This window comes from Millionella massiliensis (genome assembly GCF_900104655.1).
Lineage (GTDB): Bacteria > Bacteroidota > Bacteroidia > Bacteroidales > Rikenellaceae > Rikenella > Rikenella massiliensis.
The window spans coordinates 1662538-1680930 of sequence record NZ_FNWD01000002.1 but is presented as its reverse complement, the minus strand read 5'-3'; the positions used below and the strand labels follow the sequence as shown (position 1 = coordinate 1680930).

The window sequence follows — 18393 nt, the reverse complement described above, 5'->3', positions numbered from 1 at the left end:
AGGATGAAACGAACGATCATGCTTCTGGGGGGACTGTTTTGTCTGGCCGCGGCTGTGGCGCAACCCGTGTCCGATTCGCTGCTGGCCCGTTACCGGCAGATGGCGCTGGCCTACAACGACGATCTGAAGGCGGCGCAGAAGAATATCGAAGCGGGGATTGAACTGGAACGGGCCGCACGTGCCGACCGTATGCCGAGTCTGGGGGCCGGAGCCAACTTTCGCTACACGGGCAACCCGTATGAATACACGGCGGAGCTGCCGAACGTGGGCGAGCTGAGTTTCCAGGGGCGTCACGTGAAGTACGGGGCGTCGGCCAGCCTGATGTAGCCGATCTATACCGGCGGGCGGATTCTGGAGGCGATTCGGCTGGCGCAGTCGCAGCGGCTGGTGGCCGAGGCTCAGCAGGATCTGCTGCATGCGGCGGTCTGCTACCAGACTGATGTGCTGTACTGGACGGCCGTTGCGCGGTTCGAGCTGCTGGGGGTGGCCCGGGAGTTCCGGAACGCGGTGGCCGATCTGGCGCGAATCGTCGGCGAACGGGTCGAGGAGGGGATGTGCGACCGGCAGGAACTGCTGACCGTCGAGGTGAAGCTCAACGAGGCGGAGTATCAGCTGTTGCAGGCGCAGAGCGAATTCGAAATCGGACGCATGGCGCTCAACTCGCTGATCGGGGTGTCGCTCGAGGCCGAAACGCCGGTCGGTGCGGTTGTGGCGGAGGTCGGCGATGTGAACGACTCGGTCTGTGACCTCTCGCTGCGTCCCGAAGTGCGTATTGCCCGGGAGAAGATCCGGATGGAGTGGAGCAGCCTGCGGGCCAATGACGCCCGTTACAAACCGCAGCTCTACGTAGGGGCCGATGCGGGTTACCTCTCGCCGGGTTACGATTTTCGGCCCGATCTGTCGCCGAACTACGCGGTGTATGCCCAGCTGTCGGTGCCGATTTACGAAGGGGGCCGGCGGCGGAGCGAAAAGCGGGCCGGCGAAAAACGGGCCGGTATGGCAGCCGACGAACTGCACCGGGTCGAGTCGGAGGTCGAACTTCAGACACGTACGGCGTGGACGGCCCTGGGCCGGGCCGAACAGCGGGTGGAGTTGTCGCGATCGTCGCTCGAAAAGGCCCGCGAAAATGAACGTCGCGCTACCGAAGAGTATGAAGAGGGGGCCATCTCGCTGGCCGATGTGATCGATGCGCAGGTCTACCGCCAGACGGCACAGACCAACGATGTGACGGCGCGGGCCGAGGCGCAGCTGCATCTGGCCGAGCTGCTCAAGGCCCTCCATGGCTATGGTGCGCTGTAAGTTTTGTACCTTTAGGGAGTCAATCGAAGAAGTTTTGCAGAACATCAATCGAAATATGCCGATGGGCGATCGAACGAGAAACGGTCTTTTTCCGGCGCTGCTGTTCACGGGGCTGGGCTGTTTTGCCTGGTTCCTGCTGGCGGGCTACACAGACCTGACACCGAGTGCCGAAGCGGTGCTCGGCTCAGGCTGGGTCTGTCTGTTCCTAGTGGTGCTGTTCAATGCGCTGGGTTTCCTGACCCTGCGGGTGTCGGCCTGGCTCAACCGGCAGTATGTGCTCCACGTCCAGCGGCGGTGGAAGGTGGCGGCGGCCTGTATGGCCGTGCTGGCGGTCTATCTGCTGGTCGATTACGGATTCCTCGTCGTGGGCAAGGCGCTGGTCGGCGCGCGTCATCCGTTTGCCTTCTCGGGAGGCGGTGTGCGTATTCTGCTCGTCGTCTGGCTGGTCGAGGTGGCAGTCTTAGGGCTGCTGCTCTCCAATCGGATGATGGCTCAGACGCTGCGCCTGTCGCAACGTGCGGCTGAACTCCAGGCCGAGAACAATGCGGCCCGATATGCCGCCCTGCAAAGCCAGCTCAATCCCCATTTCCTGTTCAACAACCTCAATGCGCTGATTGCCGAAATCGAGTACGATCCGGCTCGGGCCGTCTCCTTCACGCGCAATCTGTCGGAGGTCTATCGCTATGTGTTGCAGGCCCAAAGCCGGCCGCTGGTGTCGCTCGGCGAGGAGTTGCGGTTTGCCGATGCCTACCTCTATCTGCACGTGGTGCGGCTGGGCGACTGTCTCCGTTGCCGGGTCGAGGTGACGGACGAGGAACGCGAGTGCCGTGTGCCGCCGCTGACCCTCCAGCTGCTGATCGAAAACGTGGTCAAACACAATACCATCACGGCGTCGCGCCCCATGGAGATCGTCGTTGCGACGGACGATGGCTGGCTGACGGTCTCCAACCCGATCCGCCCCCGGCAGGGGGTCGCCTCCGAAGGGGTCGGGCTGCGCAACCTCTCGAACCGCTGCCGCATCATGCTGGGCCGCGAGATCGAGGTGCTCCGCACGTCCACAAGTTTCACGGTTAAAGTCCCCATGTCGTATGAATAAGATTCGTGTCGCTATTGTAGAAGATGAAATCCCGGCCGCCCGGTTGCTGCGGTCGCTGGTCGAACGGCTCAGACCCGAGTGGGAGGTGGTCGTTCTGCCGGGCAACGTCGAAGAGGCGGGCCGATGGTTCGCCCAGCATCCCCATCCGCAGTTGTTGTTTTTGGACATCCGTCTTTCGGACGGGACGTCGTTCGACCTGCTCTCGCAGGTGCGTCCGCGCTCGGCCGTCATCTTCACCACGGCCTACGACGAGTATGCCGTGCGGGCGTTCAGCGTCAACAGCATCGACTATATCCTGAAGCCGATCGACGAGCACCGCCTGGAGGAGGCCATTGCCAAGTATGAGGCCTCGGTGGGGCGCCTCCAGCGGCCCGATGACTATCTTGAAACGCTGCTCGATGCGTTGCAGCGGCGTGAGAAACGGTTTCGGACGCGGTTCCTGATTGCGGGTGCCGACCGGTTCCGGACCCTGCAGGTGGAGGATATCGCCTATTTCTATTCGGAAAACAAGGTCACCACGGCGGTTACGCACACGGGGACGCATCATGTGGTCGATTTGCCGTTGAGCCGGCTCGAGGAGCAGTTGGATCCGGATCGTTTCTTCCGGGCCAACCGTCAGATTCTGTTGAGTGTCGGAGCGATCGCGCAGATCGAACCCTATTTCAACGGAAAGGTGTTCGTAACGGTGCGTCCGCCGCATAAGGATAAGATTACGATCAGCGAGGAGAAGATCGCGGTTTTCAAGGCGTGGCTGAATTATTAGAACGGGGGAGCGGGCCTTTGTGAAGTCTTGCCGCCCTATTGCGATGGTTGGGATTGTCCTGGCACGGGATTTTGGCGTGCAGATGCGGTGTGGCTAAAGGGAATCAGGGTCGAGCAGGAATCTGGGCTGAACGTCAGGGTCGAACGAAGATGATGGCTGAACGAAAATAATGGCCCAATGGGAATCGAGGAAATCTGCACCCGGACGAGGATAAAAAAAGAGGTTTGCTGTTCGGCAAACCTCTTTTTTGTTTCTCCGGCCCTGTCGGTTCCCGTAGCGGAGAGATAGGGATTCGAACCCTAGGTACAGTTGCCCGTACACCGCATTTCGAGTGCGGCCCGATCGACCACTCCGGCATCTCTCCTTCAATTCGGGGGCAAAGATAGCAATTATTTTGATTCCCCGACGCTTCGCAGTGCGAAATTTATGCATCGTGGCGAAAAATGTATCCCGAGTGCCCGCTCCGAAGGGCTGTGAACGGCGAATGGCGGCCTCGTGTGCAGAGATGGAAGGGATGCGGGGGACGTGTTAGGCAGAACGGCAGGGGTGTGGAATCCGGATTGTCGGGAGTATGGAAGCAGGAGGGGTGGGCGAAATTTTGAGCGGAAACCCTTTACCTGCCCCCCGGCGTGCGATCTCCGGCCTGGCTGCGCAGCCATTCGGTTCCCGGTTTGGTCGGGGAGTGGCGTCAAACCGCAAAGATTGGCTTGCGGCCCGAAGGGCATTATACCATATCGTCCCCGACTTTGGCCTCTTTGACGCGAATGGTTTTGTGGAACGGAATGAAGCGCGATATCACGGCGATCACCAGCGACACGATGAGCAGCCAGCCCAGAATCTCCTTGAGCGACAGCAGCAGACTTTGTTGCTGAACGGTCGTATAAAGGTTCTGTACGGCCATTTGCACCGATTCGTCGTAGCTGTGTCCTTGGGCCATGGCCGAGTTCAGCGACGAGGTGTAGCGCTCGGCGGCCAGCGGGTCGAGCATCGTGAAGTTTTCGGCCAGCGAGTGCGTGTATTTCTGCTGGAGGTGGTAGAGCAGGTTGCTGTAAAACGATGTGGCCAGCACCGGAGCCAGTACCGATCGGAATGTGATGAGGAAAAAGGCGTTGTATATCAGGAATTTCGGGTTCAGTTCCTCGACGGCGAACAGGGCGAAGGCGATGATGAGGGTGAGCATCCCGAGTCCGCGGATGAAGATCGGCAGGAAGAGGCTCTCGTAGGTGCTGTCGGGCGATACGCCGAAGTAGAGCAGCCCGAAGAAGAGCGCGAAGCAACCCATTCCGCCGGCGATCAGGAAGCGGAACCGCCACCGCTGCCAGCGGAACCACCAGAAACAGATGAAGGCGGCCAGACAGTAGCCCGGCAGGAGGTAGATGTAGAGGGTGTAGGTGCGTGTGGCGTCGACTTGCAGGATGGAGGTCATGTAGTTGGTCATCAGGGTGGTGGAGGTGCTGAAGAACATGACGATCATCATGTAGAGGTAGCCGACGATGGCTTTGGGCTGGTAGAGCGGTGCCAGATTGACGTAGGGGGTTCGCGAGTGGTACTGGATCCAGATGAAGAGGGCGATCAGCATGGGGGCCAGCACGATGTAGAGGCAGATGCGGAACGAAGACATCCAGTCGAGCAGTTTGCCGTAGTTGATGACGTACATCAGCATGAGCAGGCCGGCCGAGATGACCAACATCTCGCGGATGTGGAGCTCCCGGAGGGGAATCCGGCGCAACGGCCGGTCGTGGCGGAAGCAGACGGCGACCACCAGCAGTGCAACCAGCAGCAGAATCATCATGAAGTAGTACATGTACTGCCAGTTGTAGTGGTAGGCCAGTTCGGCCGTGATAATCATTGAGAGTTGTCCGCCGCAGTAGACCAGCGGGTAGAAGTAGGCGTAGAATTCGCTGCGGATGTTGTGGGGGCTGAAGATTTTCTGGAGCCGCCGGATGCCCCACAGCATCAGGAACCCCTTGAGGAATCCGATGGCGAAGCTGCAGGCGATCAGCATGTCGGCGCTCTGCGAGCGGGCACAGACCCAGCTCAGGAGGAGCTGCAGCAGCAGGTCGCCCAGCAGGAGCACTTTCGAGGAGAGGGCTCCCAGCACTTTGGGGATGATCGGGTAGGCGATGGCCATGCCGGCCGAGGCGGCGTAGTAGCCCATGGTGATGTCCTCGGTGTTGGTGCCGAGGGTGTTGGAGACCTCGAGCATGCTGCCGGTGTAGGAGCCGTTCAGCATGGTGATGGGGATGATGATCAGAAAGAGGCTCGCCGTGGCGAGCCAGTCGGGTACCCATCGGCGGACGGGCATTTCGAGCGTGGCGGCGGTAATCATCGGCGCAGGGCTTCGGTTTCGACCATCATGCCGGCCCGCAGCAGGGCCATCTCGTCGTCCGTGACGTCTTCGAGGTCGATGCGCACGGGGATGCGCTGCTGCACCTTGACGAAGTTACCGGCCGAGTTGTCGGTCGGGACCAGCGAGTATTTCGATCCGGTGGCTTCCGAGATGGCCGTCACGCGGCCGTGGAAGATGCGGCCCGGCAGGGCGTCGACCTTGATGCGCACCTCCTGGCCGAGGTAGATGTGAACGATCTGGGTCTCTTTGTAGTTGGCCGTGATCCATTTGTCGCTGCTGCGCACCAGATAGGTGATGGTCTGTCCGGCCTGTACGAACTGGCCGGGTTCGAGGGTGCGCCGGCCGACGTAGCCGTCGTAGGGGGCGGTCAGCGCCGTGTAGGAGAGGTTCAGGCGGGCCATGTCGAGGTCGGCCTCCTGGCGGAGAATGCTGGCCTCGGCGCTGACGGTGCGCTTGCTGGCTTCGTGGTATTGCGACTCGGCGGCGTTCTTCTGCTCGATGTAGGCCTGATAGCGGGCCTGGGCGGCTTCGTAGGCGGCTTTGGCCTGTTCGTACTGCTGCTCGGGGATCGACTCTTCGCGCAACAGCCGTTCGAAACGGTGGTAGTCCTGTTCGGTCTGCCAGAGTTTGGCTTTGGCTTCGGCGATGTTGGCGTCCTGTACGGCGACGTTGGTTTGCGAGGTGCGGATGCCGGAGTGGATCACTCCTTGGGTGCCCTGGGCATCGAGCAGGGCGGCTTCGGCCTCCTTGACGCGGATGCGGTATTCACGGTCGTCGAGCACCAGCAGCGTGTCGCCCCGGTGGACGAACTGGTGCTCCTTGAAGCGCACTTCGCGGATGTAGCCGGCCACGCGGATGTTGAGCGGTGCGACGTACTGGTCCACGTAGGCGTCGTTGGTCACTTCGTAGTTGATGTATCGCCAGAAGTAGTCGGCCGTGAACCACAGGCCGGAACCGGCCAGCAGAATGCAGACGGTGTTCAGCACGATGTTGCGGAACCGGTGTCTGCGGAGTCGTTGTTGTTTCTTGATCCAGTCTCCCATGTTGTGTGTCTCAGGGTTGTGTGTCTCAGAGGCGCCCGCTGGCTTCCAGTAGTTGGTAATAGGTGTAGATGACGCGCGTGCGGGCGGCGGTCAGTTGCAGCTCCACGTCGAGCAGAACGGTGTTGGCGTCGAGCAGGTCGGTCAGGATGGCCAGCTGGTTGAGGTAGCGGTTCTGCATGATGCGGTAGTTTTCGCGGGCCTGACGTGCCGAAAGACCCAGCGCTTCGACCTGCTGGAGGGCCTCCTGATGGCGGAGGTAGGCGGTACGGATCTGTACGCGGAGGCGTTGCATCTCCTGCTGTTCGGCGTTTTGGCGCAGGGCCACGGTCAGTCCGCTCGCCTTCACCTGGTGGTTGTTCTTGTAGAGTGCCGACAGGGGTACGGCCACCGACAGCCCGACGTTCCAGGTGTTGTTGTAGTAGTCCTCCATGGTGCGGGTGATGGGGCGGGCCAGGGTGTTCGAGGCGTAGAGCGAGATGTCGGGCAGCAGGGCGGAACGGCTCAGCGGGATGTCGTTCCGGGCCAGTTCGGTCTCCAGGCGGAGCTGCCGCATGGTGGGGTCGTTGTCGCGGGCTTCGGCCACGTAGGTTTCGTAGCTTTCGAGGGGCACCGGAGCGTGCAGCAGGGTGGTGTCGGGGAGGATCAGCAGCCGTTCGTCCTGACCCAGCAGGATGTCGAGTTGCTGGGAGGCGATGCGGATGTCGTTCCGGGTCTGTTGCAGGGCGAGCTGGTCGTCGGTGAGCTGCATCTCGCTGCGGAGCACGTCGTTGGTGGTGATCAGCCCTTCGTTTTTCATGCGGCGGATGTCGTGCAGCCGCCGTTCGGACTCTTCGATGTTGCGTTGCAGCACCTCCTGCTGGCGGTAGAGGTTGAACAGTTCGAGGTACTGGCTCAGCAGGCTCAGCTTGACGGCCGACTGATCGCCTGCCGTGCGAAGCGTGGCCAGGGTGTGCTGGAGTTGGCTCTTGCGGAGCGAGTGGCGGAGCCGGCCGCCGGTGTAGATGGGCTGGTTGAGGTCGACGGCGTAGTTCTGCGACCAGTCGGGGGCGTCGGGACGGGTGGCGTGCGAGAGTCCTTCGCGGAATATGACGGGCTGGCCGACGTAGCCGCCGCGCAGACCGACCTCCAGATCGGGCAGCCGTGCGGCCCGGGCCGTGCGGGTCTGCTCCAGAGCGACCTCCTCTTCGATGGCGTCGGCCTGCAGCTGCAGGTTGTAGCGCAGGCCGCGTTCGAAGAGCTGCTCGACGGAGAGGGCCAGCGTATCGTTCTGTGCGGCGGCGGGCGTGACGCTCAGTGCTGCCAGCAACAGCCGGAACAGGTATTTAGGCGTTCTCCAGTGCATGCTGAATGGTCGTTAGGTCGTGGGTCATGAGGCGGATGCGCTCGAGGCTGACGTCTCCTTCGAGGCGGGCGTACAGGTCGTTGAGCAGGGGCAGGATCCGGTCCCAGAATGCCCGGCCCTGCGGGGTCAGGTAGACCAGTTTGTTGCGTCGGTCGGCGGGGTCTTCGCGCCGTTCGATGCAGCCCTTCTCTTCGAGGATGTTCATCAGGCTGCTCAGTGCGGCTTTACCTTTTGCGGTGCGGGTGGCGAGCACCTGTTGCGGGATGCCCTCTTCGCGCCACAGGGTGCTGAGCACCTGGATCGTTTCGTAGCTGACGTTGATGCCGTGTTGTCGGAGGGTTCGCTGGAGGCATTCGCGGAAGGCGATGCGCATGCGGACAATGGCGATCTGGAAGTTGCGGAAATCGTTGCCGTCGTTTATCATGCAGTGTGGCTGATTTTCGGGCGCAAAGATACGGCGGGGTGAAAAATTAGTCAAATTTTTGACTAATTTTTCGTTGTAGTATCTCTGATTGTATATGTAAGGTGTTGATTTACTGTGAATATACTGGATTGGAGAAAGGCCCGAAAAATGGGGCTGGCTCGATGATATTATGGAATGGCCTTCCTACTCAAACTGTACCAAGGGAGAAACAAAAAATCCAGCAGAGGTAGTAGTGCCGCGCTGGATCTCTCGTTATTTCAGCGCTTCTGCCTCACCCGGGTGAGGCAAAAGGGGAAACTTTGTGTTCCGGCAGGGGCGTAATGGAACCGGAAAGGGTATCTGACTCGGGTGGTTTTAAGGGGTTGACTGTCAGTTTTTCCTGCTGCTGGATTTGATGCTATTTTATGCCGGTCATGAAGTCAATCGTTTCCTGGGTCCAGCGTTGCGTGTCGACGAAGTAGGGAGAATCCATCCCTCCATGCCCCGCATTTTCATATACCGAGAGTCGCTGGTCCGTATCTTTGGGCAGCGCATGATATATTTTCTCGGACATCCATCGGGGGGTCCTGTCGTCCTTGTCGCCCACGACGAGGAGAATGGGTTTGTGGAATTCGGGAGCTATCAGGGCCGGCATCTGTTCGCGCGGGAAGTCATCCGGTACCAGTAGGTTCTTTGCGCTCTTTCCTTTGGGGTGGACTTTCACCAGTTGCGGGATCACCTCTTCGAATGAAGAGGGTGTCCCGCTCACGATGCATCCCGTTACGTTTCGGTTGTTATGGGCGGTGATCATGCTCAAATAGGCTCCCGTGGACCAGCCCATAACGAAAATACGTTTGTGGTCGACCTCTTTCTGTTTCCGGACAGCCTTAATGACTGCTCCGTAATCTTCGAGCATCTCGGTGTAGCAAAGGTAGTTCTCGTTCATCTCGAAGACTGAACTTTGACCGAATCCCCTCCAGTCGAATGTCACCACATTGAATCCGTTGGCGGTGTATATTGAGGCGAGCAGGATTTGTTGGTAGGACATGTTTCCGGCATCGCCGTTGCAGATAACCAACGTGGGTCTTCGCCGGTGGTCGATGACCCGGTAGGGTAGCATGTCGTCTTGTCCGGCGTTTGGGGCCGCTGCCTCCTGGGCGGGATAAAACCACGTCTCAATGCGGTAGCCGTCCGGTGTTGTGACGTTTAACTTTTTGTAGATCAGTCCCACGTGCTGCGGCAGGCGAATGTATTTCCGGTCCGGCTTTATGGCGAGGGAATGCAGGGAGAGAAGAATCCCGCATAATACGAGCGTTACATGTTTGATTTTCATACGCATGGTCTTGGGCGTGATACCTTGCAAAGATGTGAAAAATATGGTCGTCGAAGGTGTGTCTGCCGGGATTTATGGGCCCCAAGTTGGTTGTGCAGGACAGGTGTGGCCGGGAGGTGCAATTTGTGTGGAAGATAATGCCTGTGGCAGGCTATGTTCCCAATTCGGACGTGTGAAGGGGGGATGGGATGAAAAAGAACATCCGCTTTTACCTTGTGGATGTAAAAGCGGATGTAGATCTGTAAACGATCGATTGTTCGATGTTTTCTGGCGGAGAGGGAGGGATTCGAACCCCCGGAGCCTCGCAGCTCAACGGTTTTCAAGACCGCCGCAATCGACCACTCTGCCACCTCTCCGGGGGCAAATGTAGCGGTTTTTTCCTTACGGGCAAAACCAGACCCGCTTTTTGTCCGCTTTCCAGACGCTAAAAAATATGGCTAAAATGTTGGTTATTAAGATTTATAAGTTATATTTGCAACAACGAAGAAACACTCACTCATTAAAGTTACCATTATGAATAAAACTCAACTCATCGACGCAATCGCTGCTGAAGCAGGACTCTCAAAAGTACAGGCTAAGAAAGCCCTCGAAGCCTTCGTCTCCGTGACGGGCAAAACCCTCAAAGCTGGCGAAAAAATCGCCCTTGTAGGCTTTGGCTCGTTCGGCGTGACCGAAAAACCGGCTCGTACCGGTCGTAACCCCCGTACCGGTGCAACGATCGAAATCGCGGCTAAGAAAGTCGTGAAATTCAAAGCCGGCGCCGAACTCTGCGCTGCCATCGAAAAATAGTCCGATGCCCGGTGCCGTGCCCAGCGCACGTCGATCCGACTGAAAACAGCCGGCCATCTTGCGACTCCTCCAGACTGGAGGGGCGAAAGATGGTCGGCTTTTCGTATCTTTGCGCCGGGCGGCCGGCCGCCCCACTCATCCTGCTGCGTCGCAGCCCCCTCCGGGGAAGAAGATGATGCCCAACCTGAGACTATACAACGATGGAATCCAATAGAAAAAAGAGCCTTTTTGTGGTGCTGCTCGTTATCGGGCTGCTGATCCTTGATCAAATCGTCAAAATCTGCGTCAAAACACACATGACCCTCGACGAAGCCATCCCGGTCTTCGGAGAGTGGTTCTACATCCGGTTTATCGAGAACCGTGGCGCCGCATACGGCATGGAACTCGGTGGCGATTTCGGAAAACTCTTCCTCAGTCTCTTCCGCATTGTGGCCGTTGTGGCCATCGGGTGGTATATTCGCCGCCTGATCCGGCGTCAGGCACCTGTCGGCGTGATCGTCGGCGTATCCGTCGTACTGGCCGGAGCGCTGGGCAACATTGTCGATTCGGCCTTCTACGGGCTGATCTTCTCGGAGTCCACCTTTACCGAAGTGGCCCGTTTCGTACCCTGGGGCGAAGGGTATGCCTCGTTCCTGCACGGCAGCGTTGTCGACATGCTCTATTTCCCCATCATCGAGATTGAACAGATGCCCGACTGGGTGCCCATCTGGGGGGGCGAACCCTTCACCTTCTTCAGCCCCATTTTCAATATCGCCGACTCGTACGTTACGTGCGGTATGGTGTACCTGCTCCTGTTCCAGTATAAATTTTTCAAGTAATATTGTCCAGACAACAGGAAATTTCGTACTTTAGGGGCCGCAAAAGTCTTTTGCAGCAGCTCGTTTCGGAGTTGCAGCCCGTCTGATAACGGGAATCTGAACCCCCCACGAGGAACACTAACTCACTCAAATAAAGATGAAATTTTTTCTGGACACAGCCAACCTTGAACAGATTCAACAAGGTGTGGCACTGGGAATTATCGACGGGGTCACGACCAACCCCTCGCTGATGGCCAAAGAGGGCATCGAAGGACACGAAGCAGTCGAGGCACACTATCGCCGCATCTGCGAAATCGTTGACGGCGACGTCAGCGCCGAAGTGCTCAGCACCGATTACGAAGGCATGATCGCCGAAGGAACCGCCCTGGCCGCTCTCCATCCGAACATTGTGGTCAAGATTCCCTGCACCGAAGCCGGGATCCGGGCCATCAAATACTTCGCCGGCAAGAAAATCCGCACCAACTGTACGCTGATCTTCAGCGTGGGACAGGCCGTGCTGGCCGCCAAAGCCGGAGCATCGTACGTGTCGCCCTTCGTGGGCCGTCTGGACGACATCTCGGAAGACGGGATCGGACTGGTTGCCTCGATTGTCGAAACCTTTGAAACGTACGGTTACGACCGGACCTGCGAAGTGCTGGCCGCCTCGATCCGTCACACCCGCCACATCATCGAATGTATGGAAGTGGGTGCCCAAGTGGCTACCTGCCCGCTCAAGGCCATTCTGGGCCTGCTGCAGCATCCGCTGACCGACAAGGGGCTGGCTCAGTTTATCCGCGACAGCGAAAAACTGCGTTAGCAAACCAATTTACTCCGTGGCGAGCCGGTATCGAACTCAGTTTCGATACCGGCTCGTTGCTTGTCGGACGGGTGCGGAGAGGTTGTGAAAAGCGTGTGGGCAGTGAAGGCTCCGGAAGGCGTGCAGAAGTTTTGGGGACCGGGGCTGTTGCAGCGGTTGGCAGATTGGCAGGCGAGGAGTGATCTTGTGTTCCGCGCGGCGGAAGCGGGAACCCTGAATCTGAGTCGAAAAGGGGGCGGATTATGGGTCGAACCCCGACGGACGCAAGAATTTCACAAAAAGCCGCTCCGGATGTGAAAAAAACCGATAAATTTGTGTCTCAAAATCAAGCTCTACCCATGAAAAAAATATTGATCGTCGGAGCCGGCGGACAGATCGGTTCCGAACTGACTACCCACCTGCGGGGCATCTACGGCCAACACAACGTGATCGCTGCCGATATTCACGGCGACCGCGAGGATAACGATTTTGTACAGCTCGACGCGCTCGATGCCGAAGCTGTGGCCAAAGTGGTGCGTGAAGACAAAATCGATACGATTTTCAACCTGGTGGCCCTGTTGTCCGCCACCGGCGAAGCCAATCCCCAGAAAGCCTGGCGGGTGAACATGGGAGCGCTGATGAACGCGCTGGAGATCGCCCGCGAGTACAACTGCTCGGTCTTCACACCCAGCTCGATCGGAGCTTTCGGCCCCGACGCCCCCAAAGACAAAACGCCGCAGGATACCCCGATGCACCCCACCACGATCTACGGGGTGTGCAAGGTGACCGGCGAACTGCTCAGCAACTATTACTTCCAGCGTTTCGGGGTGGATGCCCGCAGCGTGCGTCTGCCCGGCGTCATCTCGTCGCAGGCACTGCCCGGCGGCGGCACGACCGACTACGCCGTGGAGATCTTCTACGCCGCCCTCAAAGGTGAAAAATTCGTCTGCCCCGTGCCCCACGACCGCTTTATGGACATGATCTACATGCCCGACGTGCTCAACGCCATGGTGCAGCTGATGGAGGCCGATCCGTCGCGACTCAAACACCGCAACGGTTATAACGTCGCTTCGATGAGTTTCTCGCCCGAGATCATCTATGCCGAAATCAAAAAACACATCCCGTCGCTGGAGATGGTTTACGAAATCGATCCCGTGAAGGATGCCATTTCGGACGGATGGCCCAACATGATGGACGACAGCGTGGCGCGTGCCGAATGGGACTGGGCTCCGAAGTGGGGGCTGCCTGAGATGACCGCCGACATGATCAAAGTCCTCGGCGAACGGTTGCGCAAGTAATCCAACCGGTATTCATATTCGGAGGAGGCTCTTTTCCCGTGAGGGGGGAAAGAGCCTCCTCTATTGTATGCTGCGGCAAAAGCACGGGTGGTGTGTGGAGAACGGAGGCCGCTGCGGTGGACGTCTGTTGGGGTATCCTTTGGGGGCGTCCGATTCACTCCCGGGTGGCAGCAGGTGGAGTGCGAATAATTCTTAACTTTGTGTTCAACACCGAATCAATCCGTTTGAGCTATGGGATACCAGGAACAGAAACAACGTCTGCTCGACAGCCGTTACATCCGTATGGCCCGCATCTGGGCCGAGAACTCCTACTGTGTCCGCCGACAGGTGGGAGCGCTGATCGTGCGCGACAAGATGATTATCTCGGACGGATACAACGGTACGCCACAGGGGTTCGAGAATGTCTGCGAAGACGAAGCGACCGGGTTGACCAAACCTTATGTGCTGCACGCCGAGGCCAATGCCATTACGAAGGTGGCCAAGTCGAACAACAGTTCGCTCGGCGCGACGCTCTATGTGACGGCGTCGCCCTGCATCGAGTGTGCGAAGCTCATCATTCAGGCGGGGATCCGTCGGGTGGTCTTCTGCGACGATTACCACTCGCAGGACGGCGTGAAACTGTTGGAGCGGGCCGGAATCGAGGTGGTGCAGGTCAGCGAGGACGGAACGGTGTCGCGCACGAATCCGATCGTACCGGCCGAGTAGAGAGCGGACGATGGTTATTCCGGAAGTTCCGCGGCAGCTCGATTAACCGAAGGGGATGGGTGAATTTCCCCACTGAACGCAAGCTTATTTCACGAGTTCTATTTCCCGAACGGGTAGTCCTCTCCCGAGGGGGCAGAGAATATGGGTATAAAAACGGGGCGGCCTCCTGGCGAAAGGAGTGCCGCCCCGTGTGGTATGATGCGGTGCTGTGCAACATGGTTTCCGGGAAACAGGTCATGGCAGCCTGAATCACAAAGGTATCGTACAAATTCTTCAATTTTTGTTCGTTAGGTTCCGGTTTCTTTTGGGTACGATTGCACGGTGTAGGGTCCAGAAACGGGAAATTAATAAGGGGGCAGCTCCGCGAAGTCATGCCCTGGACGTTTCTATTTCTGTCCGCCGGATTCCAACTTCTTTTTGTAGCAGGATTGGGCGGTGTAGAGGACGGCGGTTGTAAATGAATGGGGGCAGCCCCGTGAAGTCATGTCCCGGACGTTTCTATTTCTGTTCGTCGGGTTCCAGCTTCTTTTCGTAGTAGGATTGTGCGGTGTAGAGGACGGCGGTTGTAAATGAATGGGGGCCAACTCCGAAGAAGTCATGCCCCGGACGTTTCTATTGCTGTCCGTCGGGTTCCAGCTTCTTTTTGTAGTAGGATTGTGCGGTGTAAAGGACCGCAGCTGGATTATGGCCGGTTACCCGGTCTTTAGTCACCAGTGTGGTGGTGTAGGCTTCGGCGTATTTGTAGAACAGGCTGTCGTGGCCTACACACAGGCCGATTACGACATTCAAATCGGTCCGGGCCTGATTCAGCAGCCGCGCCTGAAGAATCGGGTTGCACATGGCGGCCCCGATTTTTTCGCACTCGGCCGGGATCCCCATCGAACTTTTGGCCTGTCCGGCCACCTTGCAAATCACGGAGTAGACCTCAAAACCGTTGGCGCGCAGGATGCGGGCAAAGATGCGGGCTTCGTGGATCAGACCGATGCAGTTGGCGATGCCGATCTTTCGGGCCCCGATCCGGCGGGCAAACTCCATGATCTCCTGTACGCGGGTCCAGCGGCCGTAACCCTCGTACTCCACCTCAGCGCTGACCCGCATGATTTCGCGGTTTCGCCCCTGGTCGTAACGCTCGAGGGCCCACTGGCGATCGCTCTCGTCAAGATGGGTGGTCAGACAGAATTCGGGATAGGTGGCGGTTTTGATTTTACAGTTCTGAGTGCCGCAATCGACACAGGTCGGTTCCTTGATCTTCTCCATGGTCTGTGGGCTGATTGGTTACCCCAAAGGAATAAAAAAGCAGCGCGAAAAAGAAACTTTCGGGTCTCTTTTTCGCGCTGCGGTTATCGGTGCGCTCTCCGGACGGCGTGTCGCTTCTGCGGAGGGCGAAGCTATGGATGCGGGGTCAGGTTAGTGACGCGGGCCTCCCGGACGGGGACCCATGCCCATGCCGCCACGGTCGGCAGTGCCGTAGTTCTCTGCAGAACGTCCTTTACGGGTGTCGAACTTGTAGGTGAAGCTGACCATGAAGTAGCGTTGCAGTACGTTCGAGAGGGTGGTCTGAATATAGCTGCTCTGGGTGCTCTGGCGGAAGGCGCGGTTCTGGTTGAGCAGGTCGTAGCCCGAGATACGGATCTCGGCCTGACGGTATTTGAGGAATTTGTAACCGATGCCGGCGTTGAGCAGGGCGTAGTGCTGCGAGTAGGAGGCCTGCGTACCGAACGAGTTGCGCCAGGTGGCGTCGGCGTTGATGAAGAGCCCTTTCCAGAGGAAGACGTTCAGGAAGGCCGACAGGTCGCTGCGCAGGTAACGGTCGAACTGACGGGCCTGGGTAGCCTGGTCGCGGCTGGTGGTGAAGGTGAGGCCGGGACGGTAGGCGAGTGTGAAGTCGACGTTTTCCGAGATGTTGCTGGTCAGCGAGAGGTTCAGGTTGATCCGGTTGCTGTTGGTGCGGTACTCGACGTTGTCTTCGATCGAGGGGGTGCGGGTGTACATGTACATCAGGCCGATGTTCATGTTGCTGCGGATCGGGTTGATCGGGAATCCGTACATCGAGAAGAGGTTGGCGCTGATGTAACCGTCCAGGTTGACCGGGCTCGAGAGCTGTGCCCCCTTGACGATGGTCGTACCGTCGATCTCCATGTCTTCCGTGAGGAAGCGGCGGTGTGTCGAGATGTAGTTCTGGATGAAGTTAACCCGTGCGAACAGGTGGAAGTAATTGGACTTTTCGGGGTTTGCACGGTTATATCGAACCTCCAGCCGGTCAGTGTAACTTTGTTTCAGGTTGGGGTTACCGACCGACACGTTCAACGGGTCGCTAATGTCGTAGAGGTCCTGCAGCTGGTTGACGGTCGGGGTCGAGGTGGTGCGGCGGTACTCGAAGTTCAGGTGTTCCATCTTGCTGGGGTTGTACTCGAAGCGTACGCGGGGCAGCCAGGCGTCGAAGTTGTACTTGCTGTTGATGGTGCGCGGGTAGGTCTCGTCGTCGTTGAGGGTGGAGTACTGGTAGTTCAGCGAGACGTTGAGGGTCATTTTGTCTTTCTTGACCCAGTTGTAGCCGACGGTGGCGACATGGCGGCTCTGGTCGCGGTTGAAGAGGTTCGAGGTGACGGGATCCGGATCCAGACCGAGGTCGGTGATCATGTCACGGATGGCGTCCAGCGATTCCAACTCGTCGGTGAGGTTGTAGCTCAGTTTTTTCGAGTCGCTCTCGTCGTAGCTGAAACGGTAGCTGAACTGCAGACGGGACGATTTCGAGAGCGGTTCGGCGTAGCTGACCCGTCCCGAGAGGTCGTAGCCCGGTGCGTCGAGGATACCGATCTGGTTGATTTCGTTATAGGTGAGACCGATGGTCTGAGCCACCGAGGCGTTGAGCGAGGCGTCGTCGGAGATCGATCCGTAGACCGATTCCTGGGTGCGTTCGCCCCAGCCGTTGCTGCCGCCGCCCGATCCGCCGATGGAGAAGGTACGGCCGGCTTTGCCGAAGCGGTGCATCCAGAAGAGGTTGGCCGATGCGTCGTAGGTTCCCAGCTGGGTGGCGTAACGGTTGTCGCCCGAGGTGTTGGGCAGGCCGTTGAGCAGGTTCATCGAGATGCTGCTGCTGTTACCGTGGTTGGTGGAGTAGGTGATGCGGGGGGTGAAGAAAATGCGGTTGGTCTCGTTGGGGTTCCATTCGATCCGCAGGTTGGCGCGGTGCTGGTAGTTGTACCCCATGGAACGGGTGGTGTCGTTTTCGCGCAGGTCCTGGGACTGGTATTCGCGGCCGACGATCTGCCAGATGTTGGCATTCACGTTGTTGAAGAAGTAGCTGCCGTTGATCTTGATCTTTTCGAAATCGCCCTGGTAGTTCAGACCGGCCATCGTGGTGGTCTGGATACCGCCGCGGACGTTGGTGGTGAACTGGCTGGCGTCGATACCGCCGCCCATGCCGCCGCGTCGGCCGGTCATGGCGCTGGCGATGTCGTTCAGGGTGAAGCCCTGGTTGTTGACGTTGTTGCGCGAGGCGAGGATGGTCCAACGCTGGTTGGAGTTGAAGATGTTGGCTGCGCCGCCGACCGAGTAGCGGTCGTCGGTGCCGTATCCACCGTAGACTTTCCCGAATACGCTCGAGCTGACGCCGCTCTTGGTGACGATGTTGATGGCTTTGATGCGTTCGCCGTCGTCAAAACCGGAGAATTTCGATTCGTCGCTCTTGTCGTCGAACACCTGGATGCTGGCTACAACGTCGGCCGGCAGGGTCTTGATGGCTACGGCCGGGTCGTCGGCGAAGAACTCTTTGCCGTCGACGTAAACCTTGCCGAGGGTCTCGCCGTGCACTTCGACGGCGCCGTCATCGTTGGTGGTCACGCCCGGCATCTTCTTGAGCAGGTCTTCGCTCGATGCATCGGGGTTGGTTTTGTAGGCGGCGGCGTTGTATTGCAGGGTGTCGCCCTTGACCACAGCCATCGGGGCTTTGGCGGTGACGGTCACCGTTTCGGTCACCTGGGCCTCCGGAACCAGACGGATGGTGCCCAGATCGACACTCTTGCCGGTCGGGGTGATCTCCTTATAGTAGTTCTTGTAACCGATGAACGAAATCGTCACATTGACGGTCGCTTCCTTGCTGGTGACCTGGAAGGTACCGCCGGTTCCGGTCAGGCTGGTGCGTTTAGCGGCGTCGGGGGCCGAGGCGTTGATGATGACGTAGGCACCGATGATCGGTTGGCCATCGTCTCCGCCGACGACGGTCCCTTTGATGGTTGTGGGAGCTGCCCACCCGGCCGATGTGGTCAGTAGCAGGAGTAGCAATCCGAGGATTCGTTTCATGGTTTGGAGTTGTGGGGTTACTATATGTTTATAAATCTGTGTGGTGGCACTTGGGTGTCCCGTTCTTGGTGCGGGAT

14 protein-coding genes, 2 tRNA genes and 1 pseudogene are annotated in these 18393 nt (G+C 58.6%); 8 read left to right on the top strand and 9 right to left on the bottom strand.

Translation table 11 applies throughout. The annotated features are described in order from the left end of the window. Window positions 1-3: 3 nt before the first annotated feature. The 3 genes and pseudogenes from BQ5379_RS11440 (at window position 4) to BQ5379_RS06565 (ending at window position 3158) form a co-directional block, all read left to right on the top strand. Window positions 4-1299 (top strand): annotated as a pseudogene (locus BQ5379_RS11440) (TolC family protein). Between the two features lie 61 nt (window positions 1300-1360). Next, the gene (locus tag BQ5379_RS06570; protein ID WP_071135573.1) at window positions 1361-2395 is read left to right on the top strand and encodes a sensor histidine kinase; all 1035 of its coding nucleotides are present in this window, start codon (window positions 1361-1363) and stop codon (window positions 2393-2395) included. After that, window positions 2388-3158 (top strand): LytR/AlgR family response regulator transcription factor, encoded by a 771-nt coding sequence (locus BQ5379_RS06565; protein WP_071134700.1) that lies wholly within the window; start codon window positions 2388-2390, stop codon window positions 3156-3158. The genes BQ5379_RS06570 and BQ5379_RS06565 overlap by 8 nt, the downstream gene beginning before the upstream one ends. 277 nt (window positions 3159-3435) lie before the next feature. Here the strand turns inward: BQ5379_RS06565 and BQ5379_RS06560 are convergent. The 7 genes from BQ5379_RS06560 to BQ5379_RS06530 all read right to left on the bottom strand — a co-directional run bounded on the left by BQ5379_RS06560 (window position 3436) and on the right by BQ5379_RS06530 (window position 9985). Further along, window positions 3436-3522 (bottom strand) — tRNA-Ser (locus BQ5379_RS06560). Between the two features lie 360 nt (window positions 3523-3882). Next, window positions 3883-5487, bottom strand: a complete 1605-nt coding sequence (locus BQ5379_RS06555; RefSeq protein ID WP_071134699.1) for an MFS transporter — start codon at window positions 5485-5487, stop codon at window positions 3883-3885. Continuing rightward, window positions 5484-6551, bottom strand: coding sequence for an HlyD family secretion protein (locus BQ5379_RS06550; protein WP_071134698.1), 1068 nt, complete (start codon window positions 6549-6551; stop codon window positions 5484-5486). Before BQ5379_RS06550 ends, BQ5379_RS06555 begins: the two co-directional genes overlap by 4 nt. A gap of 25 nt (window positions 6552-6576) precedes the next feature. Further along, on the bottom strand, window positions 6577-7893 hold the full coding sequence (locus tag BQ5379_RS06545) for a TolC family protein (protein WP_071134697.1): 1317 nt from the start codon (window positions 7891-7893) through the stop codon (window positions 6577-6579). After that, the gene (locus BQ5379_RS06540) at window positions 7874-8317 is read right to left on the bottom strand and encodes a MarR family winged helix-turn-helix transcriptional regulator (RefSeq protein ID WP_235846037.1); all 444 of its coding nucleotides are present in this window, start codon (window positions 8315-8317) and stop codon (window positions 7874-7876) included. Before BQ5379_RS06540 ends, BQ5379_RS06545 begins: the two co-directional genes overlap by 20 nt. 397 nt (window positions 8318-8714) lie before the next feature. Next, a complete protein-coding gene (locus tag BQ5379_RS06535; RefSeq protein ID WP_159431222.1) occupies window positions 8715-9629 on the bottom strand; it encodes an alpha/beta hydrolase family protein in 915 nt (304 codons plus the stop codon). Window positions 9630-9897: 268 nt separating this feature from the next. Continuing rightward, window positions 9898-9985: transfer RNA gene (locus BQ5379_RS06530), tRNA-Ser, on the bottom strand. Between the two features lie 157 nt (window positions 9986-10142). Between BQ5379_RS06530 and BQ5379_RS06525 the strand changes: the two genes are divergently transcribed. The 5 genes from BQ5379_RS06525 (at window position 10143) to BQ5379_RS06500 (ending at window position 14014) form a co-directional block, all read left to right on the top strand. Then, a complete protein-coding gene (locus BQ5379_RS06525) occupies window positions 10143-10418 on the top strand; it encodes an HU family DNA-binding protein (RefSeq protein ID WP_071134695.1) in 276 nt (91 codons plus the stop codon). A gap of 200 nt (window positions 10419-10618) precedes the next feature. Continuing rightward, window positions 10619-11236 carry a lipoprotein signal peptidase gene (locus BQ5379_RS06520; RefSeq protein ID WP_071134694.1) on the top strand — a complete coding sequence of 206 codons (618 nt, stop codon included), beginning with the start codon at window positions 10619-10621 and terminating at the stop codon, window positions 11234-11236. A gap of 136 nt (window positions 11237-11372) precedes the next feature. After that, on the top strand, window positions 11373-12032 hold the full coding sequence (gene fsa, locus BQ5379_RS06515) for a fructose-6-phosphate aldolase (protein WP_071134693.1): 660 nt from the start codon (window positions 11373-11375) through the stop codon (window positions 12030-12032). 338 nt (window positions 12033-12370) lie between these two features. Further along, entirely contained in the window at window positions 12371-13309 is a 939-nt protein-coding gene (locus BQ5379_RS06505) for an NAD-dependent epimerase/dehydratase family protein (RefSeq protein WP_071134691.1), read from the top strand. A gap of 231 nt (window positions 13310-13540) precedes the next feature. Beyond that, complete coding sequence (locus BQ5379_RS06500) at window positions 13541-14014, top strand: deoxycytidylate deaminase (protein WP_071134690.1); 474 nt, start codon at window positions 13541-13543, stop codon at window positions 14012-14014. A gap of 612 nt (window positions 14015-14626) precedes the next feature. Here BQ5379_RS06500 and BQ5379_RS06495 read toward each other — a convergent pair. Both BQ5379_RS06495 and BQ5379_RS06490 read right to left on the bottom strand, forming a co-directional pair. After that, window positions 14627-15271 (bottom strand): DUF1847 domain-containing protein, encoded by a 645-nt coding sequence (locus BQ5379_RS06495; RefSeq protein WP_071134689.1) that lies wholly within the window; start codon window positions 15269-15271, stop codon window positions 14627-14629. 150 nt (window positions 15272-15421) lie between these two features. Further along, on the bottom strand, window positions 15422-18316 hold the full coding sequence (locus BQ5379_RS06490; RefSeq protein ID WP_071134688.1) for an outer membrane beta-barrel protein: 2895 nt from the start codon (window positions 18314-18316) through the stop codon (window positions 15422-15424). Window positions 18317-18393: the final 77 nt, after the last annotated feature.

What these genes read in the sequence shown, in the direction of transcription:
- BQ5379_RS06525 (WP_071134695.1), top strand. Translation starts at nt 10,143, where the DNA reads ATGAATAAAACTCAACTCATCGACGCAATCGCTGCTGAAGCAGGACTC.
- BQ5379_RS06540 (WP_235846037.1), bottom strand. Translation starts at nt 8,317, where the DNA reads ATGATAAACGACGGCAACGATTTCCGCAACTTCCAGATCGCCATTGTC.
- BQ5379_RS06570 (WP_071135573.1), top strand. Translation starts at nt 1,361, where the DNA reads ATGGGCGATCGAACGAGAAACGGTCTTTTTCCGGCGCTGCTGTTCACG.
- BQ5379_RS06490 (WP_071134688.1), bottom strand. Translation starts at nt 18,316, where the DNA reads ATGAAACGAATCCTCGGATTGCTACTCCTGCTACTGACCACATCGGCC.
- BQ5379_RS06550 (WP_071134698.1), bottom strand. Translation starts at nt 6,551, where the DNA reads ATGGGAGACTGGATCAAGAAACAACAACGACTCCGCAGACACCGGTTC.
- BQ5379_RS06535 (WP_159431222.1), bottom strand. Translation starts at nt 9,629, where the DNA reads ATGAAAATCAAACATGTAACGCTCGTATTATGCGGGATTCTTCTCTCC.
- BQ5379_RS06505 (WP_071134691.1), top strand. Translation starts at nt 12,371, where the DNA reads ATGAAAAAAATATTGATCGTCGGAGCCGGCGGACAGATCGGTTCCGAA.
- BQ5379_RS06555 (WP_071134699.1), bottom strand. Translation starts at nt 5,487, where the DNA reads ATGATTACCGCCGCCACGCTCGAAATGCCCGTCCGCCGATGGGTACCC.
- BQ5379_RS06520 (WP_071134694.1), top strand. Translation starts at nt 10,619, where the DNA reads ATGGAATCCAATAGAAAAAAGAGCCTTTTTGTGGTGCTGCTCGTTATC.
- BQ5379_RS06500 (WP_071134690.1), top strand. Translation starts at nt 13,541, where the DNA reads ATGGGATACCAGGAACAGAAACAACGTCTGCTCGACAGCCGTTACATC.
- BQ5379_RS06565 (WP_071134700.1), top strand. Translation starts at nt 2,388, where the DNA reads ATGAATAAGATTCGTGTCGCTATTGTAGAAGATGAAATCCCGGCCGCC.
- fsa (WP_071134693.1), top strand. Translation starts at nt 11,373, where the DNA reads ATGAAATTTTTTCTGGACACAGCCAACCTTGAACAGATTCAACAAGGT.
- BQ5379_RS06495 (WP_071134689.1), bottom strand. Translation starts at nt 15,271, where the DNA reads ATGGAGAAGATCAAGGAACCGACCTGTGTCGATTGCGGCACTCAGAAC.
- BQ5379_RS06545 (WP_071134697.1), bottom strand. Translation starts at nt 7,893, where the DNA reads ATGCACTGGAGAACGCCTAAATACCTGTTCCGGCTGTTGCTGGCAGCA.